This is a genomic window from Streptococcus pseudopneumoniae (assembly GCF_001074975.1).
In the GTDB taxonomy this organism is placed as follows: domain Bacteria; phylum Bacillota; class Bacilli; order Lactobacillales; family Streptococcaceae; genus Streptococcus; species Streptococcus pseudopneumoniae_D.
Genome location: NZ_JUUO01000067.1, coordinates 1 through 16,379, shown reverse-complemented (window position 1 = coordinate 16,379; position 16,379 = coordinate 1). Strand labels below are relative to the sequence as shown.

Genomic DNA, 16,379 nt, shown 5'->3' with positions numbered 1-16,379 from the left:
CCTTTACAAGTTTAGTAACTAGCCTTATTATACTATACAAGTTGAGTAAAAGATCATAATCTTCATCAACTAGTTTTTAGAAAATCACAAACCCTTTTGGAGAAATAACAAGCTGATTTTCCAATTCTTGGCAACTGCTCGCCAGGGCTACTACTTCCGCTTCTTTCTCTTCAATATAGTCTTCTGTTGATTGGTTAAAAATGGCTTTAAGGACCTGTCCTTCGTATTTCCATTCCAAAGCTACTAGATCTGATTTGATTTCTTGGAGGCTATACTTACCATTCGGATTGATTGCTGACGCGTGTTTGCGAATCTGGATTAGCTTCTTCATGAAATTCAGCATATCATTGTCACTTGATACACGTTCCCAAGGCATACAACGACGACAATCTGGGTCTGGACCGCCAGTCAAGGCTAGCTCGGTTCCATAATAGATGCAGGGGGTTCCTTTTTGTAAAAAGAGAAAGGCTAGAGCTGATTTGACCAGTTGAATATCTTCATTTGCCGTCCACAAGATTCGTTCTGTATCATGCGAATCCAAGAGATTAAACATAACTTCGGAAATCTGCTGTTTGTAATACATAGACTGGCCATTGATTTCATCGATGAACTGGTCTGTCTTCTTAACTCCTCGTAAAAAATAGTCCTTGATGCTATCAGATAAAGGATAATTCATGACCGCGTGGAACTCATCGCCATTTAACCAAGGCTGAGAGGTATGCCAGACTTCTCCTAAAATATAAAAATCAGGCTTTTTAGCTAAAACTGCCTTTCGAAAATCCTTCCAAAACTGATGGTCAATCTCATTCGCCACATCCAAACGCCAAGCATCGATATCAAACTCTTCAATCCAATAAGTCGCAACCTTTAAAAGATAGTCCTTGACCTCTGGATTGGCTGTATTTAGCTTAGGCATATAGTCCTCAAAACCAAAAGCATGATAAGGTAACTCTCTCTTATTAGCTAGCTTTTCAGTTGTCACTGGGAATTGTTGAATATGGAACCAATCTTTATAAGCAGATTGTTCTCCATTTTTGATAACATCTTGCCATTGAGGCGATTGCGAACCAATATGATTAAAAACAGCATCCAGCATGACTTTCATGCCACGCTGATGAGCTTGCTCGACCAGCTCCCGAAAGGTCTCTTTATCTCCAAAATGACGGTCGATTTCAAAGTAATCTGTCGTATTGTACTTATGATTGCTCGTAGATTCAAAGATAGGACAAAGATAAAGTCCAGTAATGCCCAAGCCTTGCAAATAATCCAAATGGTCAATAATCCCCTGTAAATCACCACCAAAGAAATCATCAATCTTAGGTGAGACAGATGAATCCCAGTCTAAAGTACCTTCTGGATTTAATCGAGCATTTCCATTGGCAAATCTCTCAGGAAATATCTGATACCATACCGTATTTGAAACCCAGTCAGGAACCTGGCATGCATCAATCTCATGAAGATAAGGCAACTTAAATCCGTTTCCAATAGCATGAAGATTTTCTAGAGAATGGTCCACACACCCTTTATCACCATACAAAATACTTTGACCTTCTATATCCGTGAGTTCAAAGAGATACTGGAATCGTGCATAGCCGACTGTAACCTCCACCTGCCAGTAATCAAACAAAGCATCAGAAGTTACTTTGGCCATCTCCTTGATTGCTTCATAATGGTCCTCTATAAAAATAAAAGGATCTCCATAATGTAAGTTGATGCTTTCAATATCTCCCTTTTTCGTTCGAATGCGAATGTGCATTGTCTTGTCTTTATAAAGGTAAGCGTACTCCGACTCTGGTCTGTGGTAAATGGCTGTTAATTCCATTGAGCTGTCTCCTAGTTTACTTTGAATCTCTTTACAACGCAAACGTTTTCATAATTGTGATTCTAGTATACTACTTTAAAATTTTATTTTCAAGACTTGTCCGTAGTTTCGAGTGGATTGTTTTACAAAATAAAAAGCAGTAAGTCTTAATACCTACTACTTTCTGATTGATGATTTACAAATTTCTTTCCAGCCACTCTATCTTTTTAAAATCCTTATTGTTATTGTGGTCATTTCGATAGGAATCTTGGGAAGAAGCCTTGTATATACTGAAATACTGTTCTAAACTTGGAACACGAAACGTGGTGTCCTCGAGATGAATCAACTCTATTTCTGATTCCAAAACTCCTGCAAAATCAGGTAAAGAATCAATACTTCCAAACTCAACACTCAGACCATCTTTTTGGAATTCATGCTCATGAATATCTATTAAGGTATAGCCTAAGTGTTTCATCACTTTCATTATCTTGTCCCATTCATAAATTCTGAGATGATCAGGTGCTTCCCAACCTCTAGGGTCACCAGGCACATGAATGTCAATGTCAGACGGCTCCCAATCTTCATTTGAACGGTATTCAAAACCCAAAGATCCCATGAGCGTGGGTGTGATTCCGACTTGGTTTAAATGTGAACAAATTGTTCGAAATTCATCAAATAGAGAATTCATTCCTCCTCCAATCGTTGATATGAAACTCGATTTCGCAGTGAAAAATAAACTAATTTTTAATTTCTACTCTTTCGGTTTTGAAAATACTTCTACTCTCTGTGCTAGGACTTTGATTTCAACAGGTAGGTTATCCGACTTATCGCCGTCAACATCTGACTCCAATTCACTATCTGAAGAAATCTTAATATTTCGAGCTCTGATATACTCAATATTATCATTGCCGACAACATCTCCTTTTAGTAAATCAGGAATAACGGATAATTTAGAGAATATAGAGGCATCTTTTAGAATCAAAATGTTGGCATAGCCGTCTTTGTTTTCTTCAAAGATTTTCTTATCAGCGAAGTAATTTGTCAAGAGAACTAAAACATAGCTAGCTTCACCAACATAATTTCCATTTTCCGTCTCCACCTTAATGTTAAAGACCTGATCCGTCATGACAGACTTCATGGTATTTACAGCATAAGCTAAAATACCGAATTTTGTCTTGTCCTCGATTTCAACATTGTGAATCGCTTCAGGAAGAGAGCCGATACTAAAGATATAACCAAAATAGTTGTCATTTGCTTTTCCGATATCAATCTTATTGGTTAAATCAAAATCCAGTTCATCAATCGCGCCATCGATATCTTGATTGATTTCCAACAGTTTTGTAATGAGGTTACCCGTCCCACCTGGGATGATACCCAACTTAGGAATGTAGTCTCTCTCAGCAATACCCGAAATGACTTCATTGACAGTCCCGTCTCCACCAAAAACAAGGACAGCATCGTACTGCTCACTAGAAGCTTCTGCTGCAAAATGTGTTGCATCTAGCGCCTTTTCGGTAATTTTGGTTTCCACGTGCTCAAAGTATTCTTTTGCTTTATTATCCAGCTTTTCTTTATAATCCAAAGCCTTTTCCCCACCAGAAGTAGGGTTGATAATTACCATTGCTTTTTTCATTAACTTTCTCCTTAATCTTCGTTAGAAATGGTTACATTTCATCGTGTGTAAATAAATGTACTCCCATTATATAATGAAAATGCTGAAAAGAAAAATATGACGTACTGGAGATTGAAACTCTTTTATTTTATATCAACCTTATTATCCCATCGCCTGAGTACATCCTTTAATGGTTCATCCAAGTAAGAATAGGCCTTATCCTTAATCCAATCAGGAATACCATAAGCTGCCTCGGCTATGCTACCAGTGATTGCAGCAAGTGTATCACTATCGCCACCAATGGAAATGGCATTTCTTATCGCATCTTCAAAGTCTCTACTCTCAAGAAAGGCGATAATGGCTTGAGGGACAGTTTCCTGGCATGTTTCATTAAAACGGTATGTAGGGCGAATCTCATATAAAGTTTGAGATAAATTGTAGCTGTATTCCTTCTCTATATAATCCTTAATCCGTCTTTTACACTCTGTATGATTGTCATTAATTGGTTGCTCGTATTCTCTACAATAACCACCAAAGTAAAAACGACATAGAAAAATAGCATCAGCTGTAGCCATAGCACCTTTGACACCTTCTGGATGATTATGAGTTACCTCTGCAGAAAGGCTCGCAAGTTCTCTAGATGATGGCCACATTCCGGTTCTCGCATAAAAACTACAGTCCATGTCCCAAGCGCATGGAGAAACACGCATAGCCGAACCATTCCCAAAGCTATTATAAGGCTCACGGTTATCGCTGTTTAACCATGTATTAAAGCGAGCACCGTAATCAGCATTCGGATACATTCTTCCATATTTCTTCATCGCGTCAATGAAGTCGTCTTTTTGTCCCCCATTCATAATTGCTTCTGCAACAGCACAGGTCATGACAGTATCATCCGTGAAAAAAATCCTCACGAAATAAAGGAAAATCCTTCGTTTTGATATTATTCCATTCGTAAACAGAACCGACAATATCTCCAATAATTGCTCCGAGCATCAGACTCCTCCTTTTATAGTATTCTTCAATTCCTTATATCAATCCTTCTAGTACTTCCTTCACATATTCCTCTAAATCTTCAATTTCTACAAATATTGGATCTAAATGACATAAGAAGTGCCAATCTTCGCTCCCTTTTTTTCTGTAGACGATAGCTTCACCATCTTCACTTCCGAAATAACTTCTATCAACTTCAAAACCATTACTCTCTAATAATTTCTTTATGAAATGATACTTAGCTTCTCTATCTTGAACATAATCTTTTGCATCTTCGTTGTTCACAACATAAGCATCTACTTTTGTAGCTCCTTCGAACACTTTATCGTTTTTAACGGATAGATTCGAAATCTCTTTCCAAATAATCTCGATATTTTCTTCAGGATTAAAAGAAAAACTAGATAAAGGGACAATATTTCCATTGAAGACAATTTCCATATAATCCGGCAAGTGTTTAGGATTCACATACTCCACTTCAAACCCATCTTCTTGCTCTATGGTATATCCAGGTATTTTTGATACAAATTCTTTCCCCTCTTCTAAAGAATCAAAAGCTACTAGGTCTTTTGAAAAAAGATTTTGATACAATTCTAATATATACATCAACAATCCTTCCAATCTTTCAAGATTTATACGTGATTCTTTAATAACCTTTTCGTCTCAAGGTAAAGTGTTGACGGCACTCTAACAATTCAGAGAACCTTTTGAGGATTAATTGCGTATTACTAACAAACTTACACACTCAGCGGTTCGCTGTTACCGTATCGTTTCGTCGTACACTCCTTACTCTACGACAGCTACCCCATGGGCGGAGCATCTACTTCTACTTCGCTGATACCTCAGCTCGCACAAGTAGTGATACCGCCTCAACATGCGTTGTTTTCTTTATTTGTACACTTTTTTTCGTCATTGTTTACGGAATTAAAACACAATTTATCATTATCTATTTTAGCATTCTTTCTTTTAGATTTGTAAGATTTTGCATCTTTAATCGAAGAATCTCCCGTTTTAAAAATTATAGTCAACATTGCTGGATCAATTTCTCCATCAGAATTTATTCCGCCTACTATTATTTTTTCAACGATACTTTCAAAAATGTCCTTGTCAAACTCCGTCAAAGTCTTTTGTGAAGTTAAAATTTCTTTAAAATTCTCTAATCTACTTTTTATATCAACTTCTGATTTTAAAGTTACTTCTAAGTTTACTTTTTCTTCTAAAAGTTTTTCTTTCTCAATTTGTATTTGATTGAATTTATCTTCATATACAGAATCACTTATTTTTCCATCTAGATTCATTGAAACTAATTTTTCTTCTTTTTTGTACAACGAATTTAATTTACTAACTATCTTATTCAACTCCACTTTTAAGGTATCATCAGTAAGCTCTTCTTTTATAATTGCAAGAAAGTCTTCAGTTAAGTTATTATTTTCATAAAACAACTGTTGGTAGCTCTGTAAAAAAGCATTTTCTATTGCTTTTTCCTCTATTCCTTTACTATGAGTGCAATACTTTTTACCTCTCTTTATAGATGTTGTACAGTGCCAAATAATCTTTTTGTACTCTGAACTAGAGTGCCAACTTCTTCTAGACAGAACAGTACCACAAAAACCACATTCTAATCTACTGCTAAAAGGGTACATTCTTGAATATCTTTCTCGTTTACCTTTTGTATTTGCTATGGTTTTTTTGTTTCCTGATCTCCGTAATCGAATTTCTTGCGCCTGTGTAAAAATTTCTGGACTAATTATCGCATCATGATTATTTTTAATGTAGTATTTATCTTCTTCACCGAAATTTATTAAACGTCTCTTACTAATTGGGTCAACAGTGAAAGTTTTTCCCATTAGAATATCACCTTTATACTTCTCGTTTTTAATAATTCCTAAAACTGTTGTATCTTGCCAGTGATCAAGACCTCTCGGAGTTTTATAACCTAGTTCATCAAGTTCTCTAGCTATTGCCCTACCCCCAATACCATCAATGTATCGTTCAAAAATATAACGTACTATCTTGGCTTCTTTTTCATTTATTGATATCGACTTTGTATCTTGATTATAGTCATAACCAAGACAACCTTGAAAACCAATAAGTTCTCCACGTTGCATCTTCATTTTTAAACCCTTTTTAACATGGGCAGATGTATTTTCAACTTCCTGTTGAGCCACTGAACTTAATATCGTCAATAGTAACTCACCATCCATAGTTAAAGTATCAATATTTTCTTCTTCGAAAAACACACCAATTTGTTTATCTTTGAGCAAACGAACATATTTGAGAGTATCTAATGTATTTCTAGCAAAGCGAGCAATGGCTTTGGTAATGATATAGTCTATTTTTCCATCAAGGCAATCTGAAATCAATCTTTGAAAATCTTGTCTTTTTCCAACTTGAGTTCCTGAAATCCCTTCATCAGCATAAATGTCAACCAAAATCCAATCTTGGTGCTGTGATATATACTCTCTATAATGACGAACTTGAGAATCATAGCTATTTTTTTGATCATCACTATCGGAACTAACACGACAATATGCTGCTACTCTCCTCGATAAAGAACCACTATTATCATTTCTTCTAGTTACTAAAGGATTTGCTTTTATAATTTCAACGTTGTTTGACATGGCTTAACCTCCTATTTCTCTGCATTTATTTTACCGCAACCAATAAAAAAGGTCAGCTAATTTGTGTATATTTTACGCAGTTTCAGCTTTATTTTTTCATATTCTTTTTCGCTAATAAGTTTTTTTAAGAATAATAGATTTAGCATCTCTAGCTCGACTATATAATTTTCTAAATTTGATTTCAAAAAATCACTTCCCTTTTATTTTTTATCAATCTCCTCCATAGCATGACTGATGAAGTCATCATAAGAATTTCACTTGCTGCTCTTTTACGGTGGCAGCCTGAACGGTCAGAAGTATCATTGTATATCATTTGTATCATGGCATATAAAGTATCGCTCTATTTTATTGATGGTTTTAAAATCGCTCTTATCATGGCGAGCCATTCAAATTTGCTCCACAAATGAGGAAAGTACCATTTTGGACTATTCAATTGTCAATGTGCTTTCTTAACCTACTACTTTTTGGAGTAATGGTCTTCTTTATTATCCACTCGACCTACAAGGTAATCTAAACTTACATTATAAAAATCTGCAAGTTTGATAAGGTCATCTATAGAGATTAACCTGGTACCTGATTCCATTTTAGAATACGCTGATCTTGTACAATTTAAGATTGTTTTTGCAACATATTCTTGTGTCAAATCAGTATCCTCACGTAAATCTCTAATCCTTTTCAACATCTAATGTCTCCTAAAATAAGTATAGTATAGTTACTTTCTTATTTTATGAAATGTGACAAATTGGCACACGAAAGTCTTTTATACATACTTTTTAGGAAATTGTTTACTCTATATGTAGCTCTTTTTCCTTGCTAGATTTCGTATTTTTTGTTTTCTTGTAGTTCTTTATCGTACGATTAAACATCTCAAATGTAATTTCAGCCTCTCTATGTTGTTCCTTCAGTTTTTCAAGCCTTCCTTTATAAATGAACAAATCTTTCTCTATTGTGTCCACTGATATTTTGACATTAATATTATCTTCTAAATTTCCTGAACCATTTTCCATATCATTCAACAATATCTCCTCTAAATTAGACAAATTATCAATTTTATCTTGAACTTGTTGAATCATATTCTCTAGATATGATATTTGGTCAATGAAATCTTTTGTTATGTCTTCAAAAGTATTCGAACTAGTTTCTGAAGATATAAGAAAATCTAATTGTTCTATTTTTTCTTTAATTTTGCTAAGAGAAATTCTTCTATACATATACTGCGGTTCATACTGAAGATTGAATTGTCTAATCAAAGTTTTACCTTTCATAAAGCGATTTTTTTCTGCTGAGTCTTTATGATATATATAGTAAGAACTGGTTTCTTTGATAAATACTTTAACTTTTTCTTCTTCAATATTGATTTGAATATTTGGTACAAAAATAAGTCCTTCTTGGCGGATACCAAACTGCACCTTAATGTAAATTCCATCGTCTACTACTTCTTCTACTTGATTAAGATTCAACTCTACTTCAAACTCATGAACAGCATCCCTATTCCTCTTGAAATCTTGATATGATTTCCATACCACATCTTCTATCGGCAACTTTTTTTCTTTAATTAACTTTTCTTCATTGTAAAGTTCAACTAAATTTTTATTATCTAAGACAACAGTTTCATTTTTGTTATTAAAAATGTCTTGAAAATAACTAACATTATACTGATTCGTTTTTACCAATTCCTGCTCTGAAAGCTTAATCCCATCAAATTCAAATAGAACATGTTTTGCTTTCGGAATTATTTTTAAGCCAAAAAATTGTGCTTGTTGAATCAATTCATTCATATTCTTCATTTTCGGAAGTAAAAATTCTAAGATGTTTATGATTTCCCTTTGAACAAACTTTTTCTTAAAGTAAGTTTCATTATAAGGTTGTTTTCTACTCAATTTACTATCACGTACGACTTGTTTCATATTTGAATCAGTCATAAAAAAAGTAACATGCTTGTGTCTAAAATCAATTTTTAAATGTAAAGCTTTTGCTTTTTTCTTGAAATCTTCAAAATTTTTTGAGTTCTCGATTAGAAAATATACTCGTTGTTTTATTTCATATTTGTAATTTGTTTTGCGATAAACTTCATACTGATGATGTGAATAACGATTTTCTATAATTTTTGCGCCTGCAATTTTTGAAAGACGATCTGAAACCATTCTTAGATTACGTTCTGCTTTATAATCCCATAGAAACTTTTTATCAGAATTCTTATCAATTGAATTTAGGATGATGTGATTGTGGATATGATCTTTATCAACATGAGTTGCTACGATAAAACGAAATCTACCTCCTGTCAACTCTTTAACTGTCTCATAACCAATCCGATTGATTTGTTCGGGAGTAAGATGGTCATCTGGAGAAAAGGACTGAATGATGTGATGAGAATGAATTTTTCGTTGATTTACTTCTTGCCTATCATGACGAAATTCGTAAATATTATCATTACTTAAAAAATTATCATCGTACATCTTCACTAGTTCTTCATAACTAGGAAAATCTAAATAATTTCTCATGCCAAAATCTGAAACTAGTGTTAGGTTTTTTGTTTTACTTGGATTCAAAATATATTTGATTAATTTACTACGATAATTTTTTCCATGTATCGCAAAGTGTTTAGTGATGACCATAAAATTTCCTCAATTTTTCAGATTGGATAAGAAAATATTTCTCCACTTCTACTATTAACTCTTCTATACCTTTTCTCAATTCATCTAATTCAACTTCCGTTAATAAGTTCGAATAATTTATGCTTCTGGCGATTTGATTAATATTATTTCCGATTCGTTTTAATTCAAAAATTAAATCATGATAACTATTTGTATCAATGGTGATGAAATTCATACCAGGATCTAATAGAGTTCGTCTAGCATATTCTGAGAATGATAAGCAGTTACTTTTTGAGATATTTTCATTCAATTTGACTAATTCTAGGTCAGATAAAAAGACTTTTTTTAAATTTGTTCTATATCGGTGCTCCACTTTACTGCCTCATATATTTGTTACGAAAATTTTCACTAAGAGGACTTGTTTTTTCTACTTCTTTAATTAATTCCTGAATACAAGTTAATAAAATAGAAACATGTTCTTGAGTAACCTGATGATTTATTTTAGCAATTATGAATATTTCATAAACATCACGGCTAATTTGTTCCAACTTTTGATTTTTCCAAAGGTTGAACCATTTTTCCATCTGTTTTTTTCCATCAGACAATAGTAAGCTTTTACGGAGAAAATCAGAAAAATTATCCTCTCCTTTCTCTCTCATTAAATCTAGTATTTGTTTTTCTTCCGTTTCTGTTAAGCGAAATTGTTTCCGAATACTACGTATATCTCTTTTCATATGACTTTTCCTCCCTCATTGATACCTGTACTGACAATGTAAGCTTACAGACACTGTCAGTACATTTTTCAAAATAGATTCAACATTTTTGTAAGGCTTTGCGAGCTCAGATATTGTGTCCACAATATCCCAAAAATCATATCGCCTGCCATTTCAAACCTCACGGTTCAAAAACAAACGATATGACAATGTGGTGGCACGCCCCCAAACCCCCAAGATAAATCTAAATTAAAAAAAGTATAACAAATACTTTTTGATAAAATTATCACAGAAAAAAGAGCCCTGTCGGACTCTTACAAATTAAAACAATGTCTCTGATATTCATACTGCCTAATCCCACTACTATCTTTGTTCATCTTGATAGAAAAAACAAAGTAATGATCACGATTGTCTAAAGATTTACTTTTGTTTAGTTTAAAATAATGTTTTTGAGACATAGCCATTGTACGTAAAATATCATCAGTGATAAATGTTAATGGTATGTCTAAAGCAGAATACTTATAAAAATCTGACTCAAACCGTAAATAAGAATCAGAAAAATAATCTAGCTGCAATTTATCATCATATAATTCTTTACGATTCATATAAATCTACCCCTTCTATCTGTATATCGAGTATATCTTCCCATTTTAAGCGAAAAAAACCAAAGTCTGATTTAATGGATATAGACTCTCTCCCAATCTCTTTAACAATACCCGATACTACTTTTCTTCTATTTGAGAGCTTACAAACAAAAGTTGCTGGGAATACATTCGTATAAAGTTGACGAACAAATAGAACTTTCTCTTCCATTGATAGGGAAATGGAGAGGTCTTCTCTATTTTTTTCTTCCCAAAGAGAACTGGAATGTTCTGACAAAAAGAATCCCATCCACTTAGCCATCCCACGGTCTTGATACTCTCTTGCAGACAAAAAAGGTAAATAAGAACGATTCATCATTTTAGTCCATCTAATCCTCCAGCTGAATGACCACCAATGAGTTTACTTCTTGCGATTGTTCTAGAAGCCTGATCCAGGGCATTCCCTTTCAATAGTGAAGTAAAACCAAATTCTGTTCGAATAGCATCAATTGCGGACTGGAGCCTTTCTTCTTTTTCTATTTTTTCAATATCATCAAATAATGAAATCAATCCAAATGATTCATCTACTAAACCTGAATAGCTCACTGCAACACTTCTGATAGCTCCTGAAGTATATTTAGTGTGAAATAACTTTAAAACATAGTTTGTAAGTAGTGCTGTTTGATTAGTTGGTTCAATCTTCATTTGAGTATGAATAGATCGTTTCTGTTCCACTTTAGAATACCCTAAGTGTATAGAAACTACAGTTGCTTTCTTACCAGCTCTTCTCAATCTAACAGCAACTTGCTCTGCCATCTCACGAAGTATGATCTCAATATCTCTTTGTTTGACATAATCTCTAGGTAAAACTTGAGAGTTCCCTATCCCTTTTGACTTTGGCTTATAAGGTTTATGAACATTACTTTCATCAATCCCATTAGCATGAAACCATAGCTCTAAGCCCATGATACCAAGCTCTTTTTTAATCAAGTCAGGATTAGCTTGTGCCAATCCTTTAATCGAAAAGATGCCTAAACTATGTAATCTTTTCTCCATACGATTCCCAATTCCCCAGAAATCTGTCATTTTAGGGATAGACCATACTTTCTTTTCAACATCTTCATAGGACCAATTGGATCTCATTGTCGAAGTTTTTTTAGCCTCATTATCAAGTGCTAACTTAGCCAATAAGGGATTAGCATTAGACATACCTACCGTTGAATAGATTCCTGTTTTTCTCCAAATCTTTTTTTGAATAGCAGCTGAGATAATATCTAATTTATCTTTCCGACTAATACTTTTATCTGGCACAAAATAATTTAATGAACTTGATAAATCAATAAATCCTTCATCAATTGAATAAGGATAAATATCGTCTGTTGCCGCAAAATCTTGAAAGATTTTTTGAATTTCCATATTGACTGCTATATAAGTATCCATTCTCGGAGGAACAATCACAGTTGATTTTGCCCATTCCTCAATAAAACGTACATAATCTATTGTTGTCGGTAAACCTTGCTTCTTAGCGTTATAGTAAGAGAACTTCCTAGTTTTTACATCAAATGGTAAATCATAGGAACGTCCAACATTTGATTTTCCAAAGACCTTTTTAAACATAGGAGAGGAAGCAAGAATTAAACCAGCAGAATTATCTGCACGACTCATAACACAAAGCGAAGTCTTAAGTGGGTGTAATCCTCTATCGACACATTCTACACTTGCGTAAAAAGATTTCATATCAATAAAGGCAATATCACTTTTAGGTTCGAGACTATAATCAAACCAACTCATACTTAGTCCTCTAAAGGCATAAAGTTCCCAACGATTTTCCCTATAATGCGAGGATTCTCATCATATGGCGCAAACTTATCTGAATAGTTCCGATTGAGTGAAACTAATCGAAGACCATTTTCTTCACGATACACTTTCTTGATATAGGTTTGACCATCCCAATCGATCGCATAAATAGCCCCGTCATAATCAAATCCCGTTTGCTTAATAAGGGCAACTGAACCATTTTCATATGTCGGTTCCATTGAATTACCAAACACCCACGATGCAAAATCATAATCAAATTGATGATCGAAGTAAACTGTATCGTAATTACCATCATCAAAATAAGCTGTTCCTGTACCAGCTGATAATTTTTCGTAGACCTTATAGGCAAAACGCTGAGGAATGTCTACAACCTTTGCATTCTGTTTATTCAACAATTCTGTAGCATAATTAAGTGTTGCTTCTTGGTTCCTTTCCGTTAGTTTGAGATAGGTTTCAACTATTTCATACTCTGATTCAAAATATCGAAGATCTACATTCAAAATCTCACTCAATTTGCTTAAATTGTTTTGATTAGGCTTTGTTTTACCTGATTCCCAATTAAAGTATGAGGCTCTACTAATTCCCAAACTGGATGCAAGTTGAGATTGAGATAATCCTTGACTTTCTCTTTTTCTTTTTAATTTAGTAGGTGAAAACATTCGTCCTCCTTTGTAAGTTTATTAACTAACAAAAAGAATACCATAGCTTGTTGAAAAAATCAAGAGTTTAATAACCCTCAAGTTCTAATTCCGAGAATACATTTGAAATAAAAAAGAATGCTGACAAATCAACATTCTTATATATGTGAAAATCTTATTAACCGTTCCAAAAACTATTTTATTACATATTTCCTTTATCTATTTGATACTTTTTAGCAATTCTGGTGGCCTCAGAACGGTCAAATCTATTAGTATCGAAAAAGTAGAAATATGGAACTGCATAGCCATGGGATACTTCTAATTGAGTTTCTTTCTCCAATAATTCAACTAATTGATATGTGTACTTCTTGCAAAACATCGATTCTAGAGAGCTGAATTGAGACTCAAATACAATTCCTTCTCTTTTAAACTCAGAAATAATGTCTTCAAAATCATTCCCTAACATATTTCTTACTTCTTGTAATTTCATAACTTACTCCCTATCCTTCTTTTTCTTTCATTTTATTAATTATATTTTTTAAGAAATCATCGAATCATAATGTACTTTATCAAGTTTCTGAATGAGATTCATCAAAAATTTTGCATTCGCAATCACAGCATCTGAACGATAAGGCGTGTGCGAAAGCACATTTATAAAACTTAGTAACTCACCTAATTTCCTGCGATAGTTATTACTAAGTGGTTCACCAGTTGCTTTCATATAAAATTCTTCAATTGCTGAATGATTACTACGTTGAGGTAATAGATTTGGCTTTTTAAAATATAAAAATTCTTCAAAAACTCTTCTCATGCTATTAGCAGTATGATATCTTTCGGCTTCAGTAAGCTCTTCTGAATAATTTTTTCTACTTACCTCTATAATTTCTTTGAATAGTAGTTTATAAGGAGGTAAATTTTCATGAATTTTCCTAACCTCGCTCGTTTCTTTTTTGTACACTTCAAATAACGAATAAACATTTTCATCATTCAAACGGTAGCCTAATCTACTGAAATCATTCCAAGAATGAGTAAAGATAAAAACTTGTGGTTGGTCTTCTTCAAAAATCCTTTTTATAATTTCTAGTACATAAAATCTATTCGATTCATCTAAACTAGATATCGGGTCATCAACAACAATTAACTCAATTGTTTCTTTTATTTGTAATTGTTCTTTATCAGAATACAACTCAAAATAAAAAAATAACAAAGCTAATAGATTTTTTTCACCCTCACTAATATCATTTATTGACAAAACAACATCGTGAAAATTATGCTGAAGATAATAATTTTTACCATGTAATTGTAAAGAGAATTGAATCCCTAAATCTTTCAATACTTCATTCAAAAACTCCGCAAAATCGCTATACTCAGATAAACTTTTATTTAAATTTTCAATTTCAAGTCGTTTAATATTATTGGATCGTTCGATAGATATTAACTCCTTTTCAGAATTTTCTATAGAATTAATGCTCTGTAAAATATCAGTATCTTTTATAGCTAAATAAATAGCCCCCTTAGTTAATGTTTCTATATTAGATAGGTCACTATTAATTCTATTTAATTTAGAACTACGAAGATTCTTTAAATTGAGATCTAGTTTGTTGACCTGATTTTCAAATTTCTTTATACTATCAAGATTTACTGAATGAGTATTATTCATATCAGAAAGTTTTGTAATAATAATATTAATAATTTCTATGAGTCCCTGTTCACTCTCTATAGTATAGTAGTTATGTATTTCTTCCTCAGAGACTTCCAATATTCGTAAAGAATTTGTGCTATTTTTTGCTTCATTAAAGAGAGATAAATTATTTTTTAACTTTTCGAGTATGAGAGACAGTCGTTGAGTATCTTTTTGAACCTGATTTCGTTTATATTTTTCTACTCTTAATTTAATCTCCTCTATATTCAACTGACTATGACAAAATAAACACTCATGTTCATCTTGATGATGTATACTCAGTCCCTCTTCTATCCAATTAACAATTTTAAAGCTGGGAATATCTTCAAGCTTATAATTTTTTGATAAACAAGTATCCAAAAATTCCAAATCCTCTGATGAAAGAGCTTTAATTTCTAAATTAGGAAGAACAATATTCTGAACCCTTTCTAATTCCTTTTCAAGGGACTCGCTATCCCCTGAAAAATCTTTTATGTTAGTAAGATTGGGATTGACTTTTTTGGCATCTTCCAAATCGTTTTCATAGCTAGAAATTACTTGTCTTAATGTAAAACTTGAGTTCTTTTTAGATATCCTTGCTTTGCCTTTTTTAGAATCGTGAATATCATTAATTTTCTGTCTAACAGTATCACTATCTTCCTTAATTGACATTTTAAGCTGAATCGTATCTACGATTTCAGATTCTAGTTTAATAATCTTATTTTGAATATCAGTGTCTTTTTCACCAAAAAAAGCCTTTACCCCCTTTAATTCATTGTTTGAGTCTGTCAATAAGAGCTTATCCCGTACATAGTCTCTATTAAAAAAACGGTATCCATCTGAAGACGTCTCTGGAAAAGACCTATATTCATCAATAATCGCTCTGGCTAATGAACTCTTTCCTCTACCATTGTGACCAAATACTAAATTTTTTCGTTTAAAAAAATCATCGGGAATATCATAATTATCAAACGACTTTATCGTCAGTTTCTTAAGAGTTGAAATTATCATTGCTAAACCTCCATTACAATTTTATTGTACCATATTTCATATGAATAGAAACATTTATATTATCAATAAAATTCTGCTAGCCTTACTTCCTCCTCTTCTTAAACTCCTCTATCCGTTTCTCTAATTTATCCGTCTTAAGTTGAGACTTGGCTTTATCGATACAGTCATCTATGCTTTCCACTTTTGGAAGTGGAACAACGGTAACGCTATCCTTAGTTGATACTGTTATAGTCAATTGAAACAAGAATAAGACAAAAGAGCCTCGAAAAAAGTATTACAACTTGGTAATACCTTTTTGAGGTGCTTTTTGATATGAGCCCATGTTTTCTCAATAGGATTG

Annotated in this window: 15 protein-coding genes and 2 pseudogenes; all 17 read right to left on the bottom strand. The window is 33.1% G+C overall.

The window, feature by feature from the left end; genetic code table 11:
* Nucleotides 1–76: 76 nt before the first annotated feature.
* Nucleotides 77–1,822 (bottom strand): glycoside hydrolase family 13 protein, encoded by a 1,746-nt coding sequence (locus ADI86_RS03200; RefSeq protein WP_049531764.1) that lies wholly within the window; start codon nucleotides 1,820–1,822, stop codon nucleotides 77–79.
* Nucleotides 1,823–1,997: 175 nt separating this feature from the next.
* Entirely contained in the window at nucleotides 1,998–2,489 is a 492-nt protein-coding gene (locus tag ADI86_RS03195; protein WP_049531763.1) for a nucleotidyltransferase domain-containing protein, read from the bottom strand.
* 63 nt (nucleotides 2,490–2,552) lie between these two features.
* On the bottom strand, nucleotides 2,553–3,434 hold the full coding sequence (locus ADI86_RS03190; protein WP_049531762.1) for a diacylglycerol/lipid kinase family protein: 882 nt from the start codon (nucleotides 3,432–3,434) through the stop codon (nucleotides 2,553–2,555).
* 122 nt (nucleotides 3,435–3,556) lie between these two features.
* Nucleotides 3,557–4,409, bottom strand: a pseudogene (locus ADI86_RS03185) (ADP-ribosylglycohydrolase family protein).
* A gap of 33 nt (nucleotides 4,410–4,442) precedes the next feature.
* Nucleotides 4,443–5,009 (bottom strand): hypothetical protein, encoded by a 567-nt coding sequence (locus ADI86_RS03180; protein WP_049531761.1) that lies wholly within the window; start codon nucleotides 5,007–5,009, stop codon nucleotides 4,443–4,445.
* 263 nt (nucleotides 5,010–5,272) lie between these two features.
* On the bottom strand, nucleotides 5,273–7,024 hold the full coding sequence (locus ADI86_RS03175; RefSeq protein ID WP_049531760.1) for a recombinase family protein: 1,752 nt from the start codon (nucleotides 7,022–7,024) through the stop codon (nucleotides 5,273–5,275).
* A 457-nt stretch (nucleotides 7,025–7,481) separates the two neighbouring features.
* On the bottom strand, nucleotides 7,482–7,706 hold the full coding sequence (locus ADI86_RS03170; protein WP_049531759.1) for a helix-turn-helix domain-containing protein: 225 nt from the start codon (nucleotides 7,704–7,706) through the stop codon (nucleotides 7,482–7,484).
* 103 nt (nucleotides 7,707–7,809) lie between these two features.
* A complete protein-coding gene (locus ADI86_RS03165; RefSeq protein ID WP_049531758.1) occupies nucleotides 7,810–9,639 on the bottom strand; it encodes an SAG1250 family conjugative relaxase in 1,830 nt (609 codons plus the stop codon).
* Nucleotides 9,626–9,991, bottom strand: coding sequence for a MobC family plasmid mobilization relaxosome protein (locus ADI86_RS03160; RefSeq protein ID WP_049531757.1), 366 nt, complete (start codon nucleotides 9,989–9,991; stop codon nucleotides 9,626–9,628). Before ADI86_RS03160 ends, ADI86_RS03165 begins: the two co-directional genes overlap by 14 nt.
* Nucleotide 9,992: 1 nt before the next feature.
* Nucleotides 9,993–10,352: an SAG1252 family conjugative relaxosome accessory protein gene (locus tag ADI86_RS03155; protein WP_049531756.1), complete on the bottom strand. Its 360-nt coding sequence runs from the start codon at nucleotides 10,350–10,352 to the stop codon at nucleotides 9,993–9,995.
* Between the two features lie 293 nt (nucleotides 10,353–10,645).
* Nucleotides 10,646–10,936 carry a DUF5960 family protein gene (locus ADI86_RS03150; protein WP_001080187.1) on the bottom strand — a complete coding sequence of 97 codons (291 nt, stop codon included), beginning with the start codon at nucleotides 10,934–10,936 and terminating at the stop codon, nucleotides 10,646–10,648.
* Nucleotides 10,926–11,291, bottom strand: a complete 366-nt coding sequence (locus ADI86_RS03145) for a hypothetical protein (RefSeq protein WP_049531755.1) — start codon at nucleotides 11,289–11,291, stop codon at nucleotides 10,926–10,928. Before ADI86_RS03145 ends, ADI86_RS03150 begins: the two co-directional genes overlap by 11 nt.
* On the bottom strand, nucleotides 11,288–12,703 hold the full coding sequence (locus ADI86_RS03140; protein ID WP_049531754.1) for a Y-family DNA polymerase: 1,416 nt from the start codon (nucleotides 12,701–12,703) through the stop codon (nucleotides 11,288–11,290). Before ADI86_RS03140 ends, ADI86_RS03145 begins: the two co-directional genes overlap by 4 nt.
* Nucleotides 12,704–12,705: 2 nt before the next feature.
* Nucleotides 12,706–13,389, bottom strand: coding sequence for a LexA family transcriptional regulator (locus ADI86_RS03135; protein WP_049531753.1), 684 nt, complete (start codon nucleotides 13,387–13,389; stop codon nucleotides 12,706–12,708).
* Between the two features lie 181 nt (nucleotides 13,390–13,570).
* Nucleotides 13,571–13,858, bottom strand: a complete 288-nt coding sequence (locus tag ADI86_RS03130; protein ID WP_049531752.1) for a hypothetical protein — start codon at nucleotides 13,856–13,858, stop codon at nucleotides 13,571–13,573.
* Nucleotides 13,859–13,906: 48 nt separating this feature from the next.
* Nucleotides 13,907–16,039 (bottom strand): AAA family ATPase, encoded by a 2,133-nt coding sequence (locus ADI86_RS03125; protein ID WP_049531751.1) that lies wholly within the window; start codon nucleotides 16,037–16,039, stop codon nucleotides 13,907–13,909.
* A gap of 231 nt (nucleotides 16,040–16,270) precedes the next feature.
* A pseudogene (locus ADI86_RS11620) lies at nucleotides 16,271–16,379 on the bottom strand (IS630 family transposase); the annotation flags it as partial.

Excerpts from the sequence above, each read along its gene's own strand:
- ADI86_RS03125 (WP_049531751.1), bottom strand. The coding sequence starts at position 16,039 with ATGATAATTTCAACTCTTAAGAAACTGACGATAAAGTCGTTTGATAAT.
- ADI86_RS03145 (WP_049531755.1), bottom strand. The coding sequence starts at position 11,291 with ATGATGAATCGTTCTTATTTACCTTTTTTGTCTGCAAGAGAGTATCAA.
- ADI86_RS03165 (WP_049531758.1), bottom strand. The coding sequence starts at position 9,639 with ATGGTCATCACTAAACACTTTGCGATACATGGAAAAAATTATCGTAGT.
- ADI86_RS03140 (WP_049531754.1), bottom strand. The coding sequence starts at position 12,703 with ATGAGTTGGTTTGATTATAGTCTCGAACCTAAAAGTGATATTGCCTTT.
- ADI86_RS03175 (WP_049531760.1), bottom strand. The coding sequence starts at position 7,024 with ATGTCAAACAACGTTGAAATTATAAAAGCAAATCCTTTAGTAACTAGA.
- ADI86_RS03155 (WP_049531756.1), bottom strand. The coding sequence starts at position 10,352 with ATGAAAAGAGATATACGTAGTATTCGGAAACAATTTCGCTTAACAGAA.
- ADI86_RS03130 (WP_049531752.1), bottom strand. The coding sequence starts at position 13,858 with ATGAAATTACAAGAAGTAAGAAATATGTTAGGGAATGATTTTGAAGAC.
- ADI86_RS03135 (WP_049531753.1), bottom strand. The coding sequence starts at position 13,389 with ATGTTTTCACCTACTAAATTAAAAAGAAAAAGAGAAAGTCAAGGATTA.
- ADI86_RS03190 (WP_049531762.1), bottom strand. The coding sequence starts at position 3,434 with ATGAAAAAAGCAATGGTAATTATCAACCCTACTTCTGGTGGGGAAAAG.
- ADI86_RS03170 (WP_049531759.1), bottom strand. The coding sequence starts at position 7,706 with ATGTTGAAAAGGATTAGAGATTTACGTGAGGATACTGATTTGACACAA.
- ADI86_RS03180 (WP_049531761.1), bottom strand. The coding sequence starts at position 5,009 with ATGTATATATTAGAATTGTATCAAAATCTTTTTTCAAAAGACCTAGTA.
- ADI86_RS03195 (WP_049531763.1), bottom strand. The coding sequence starts at position 2,489 with ATGAATTCTCTATTTGATGAATTTCGAACAATTTGTTCACATTTAAAC.
- ADI86_RS03150 (WP_001080187.1), bottom strand. The coding sequence starts at position 10,936 with ATGAATCGTAAAGAATTATATGATGATAAATTGCAGCTAGATTATTTT.
- ADI86_RS03200 (WP_049531764.1), bottom strand. The coding sequence starts at position 1,822 with ATGGAATTAACAGCCATTTACCACAGACCAGAGTCGGAGTACGCTTAC.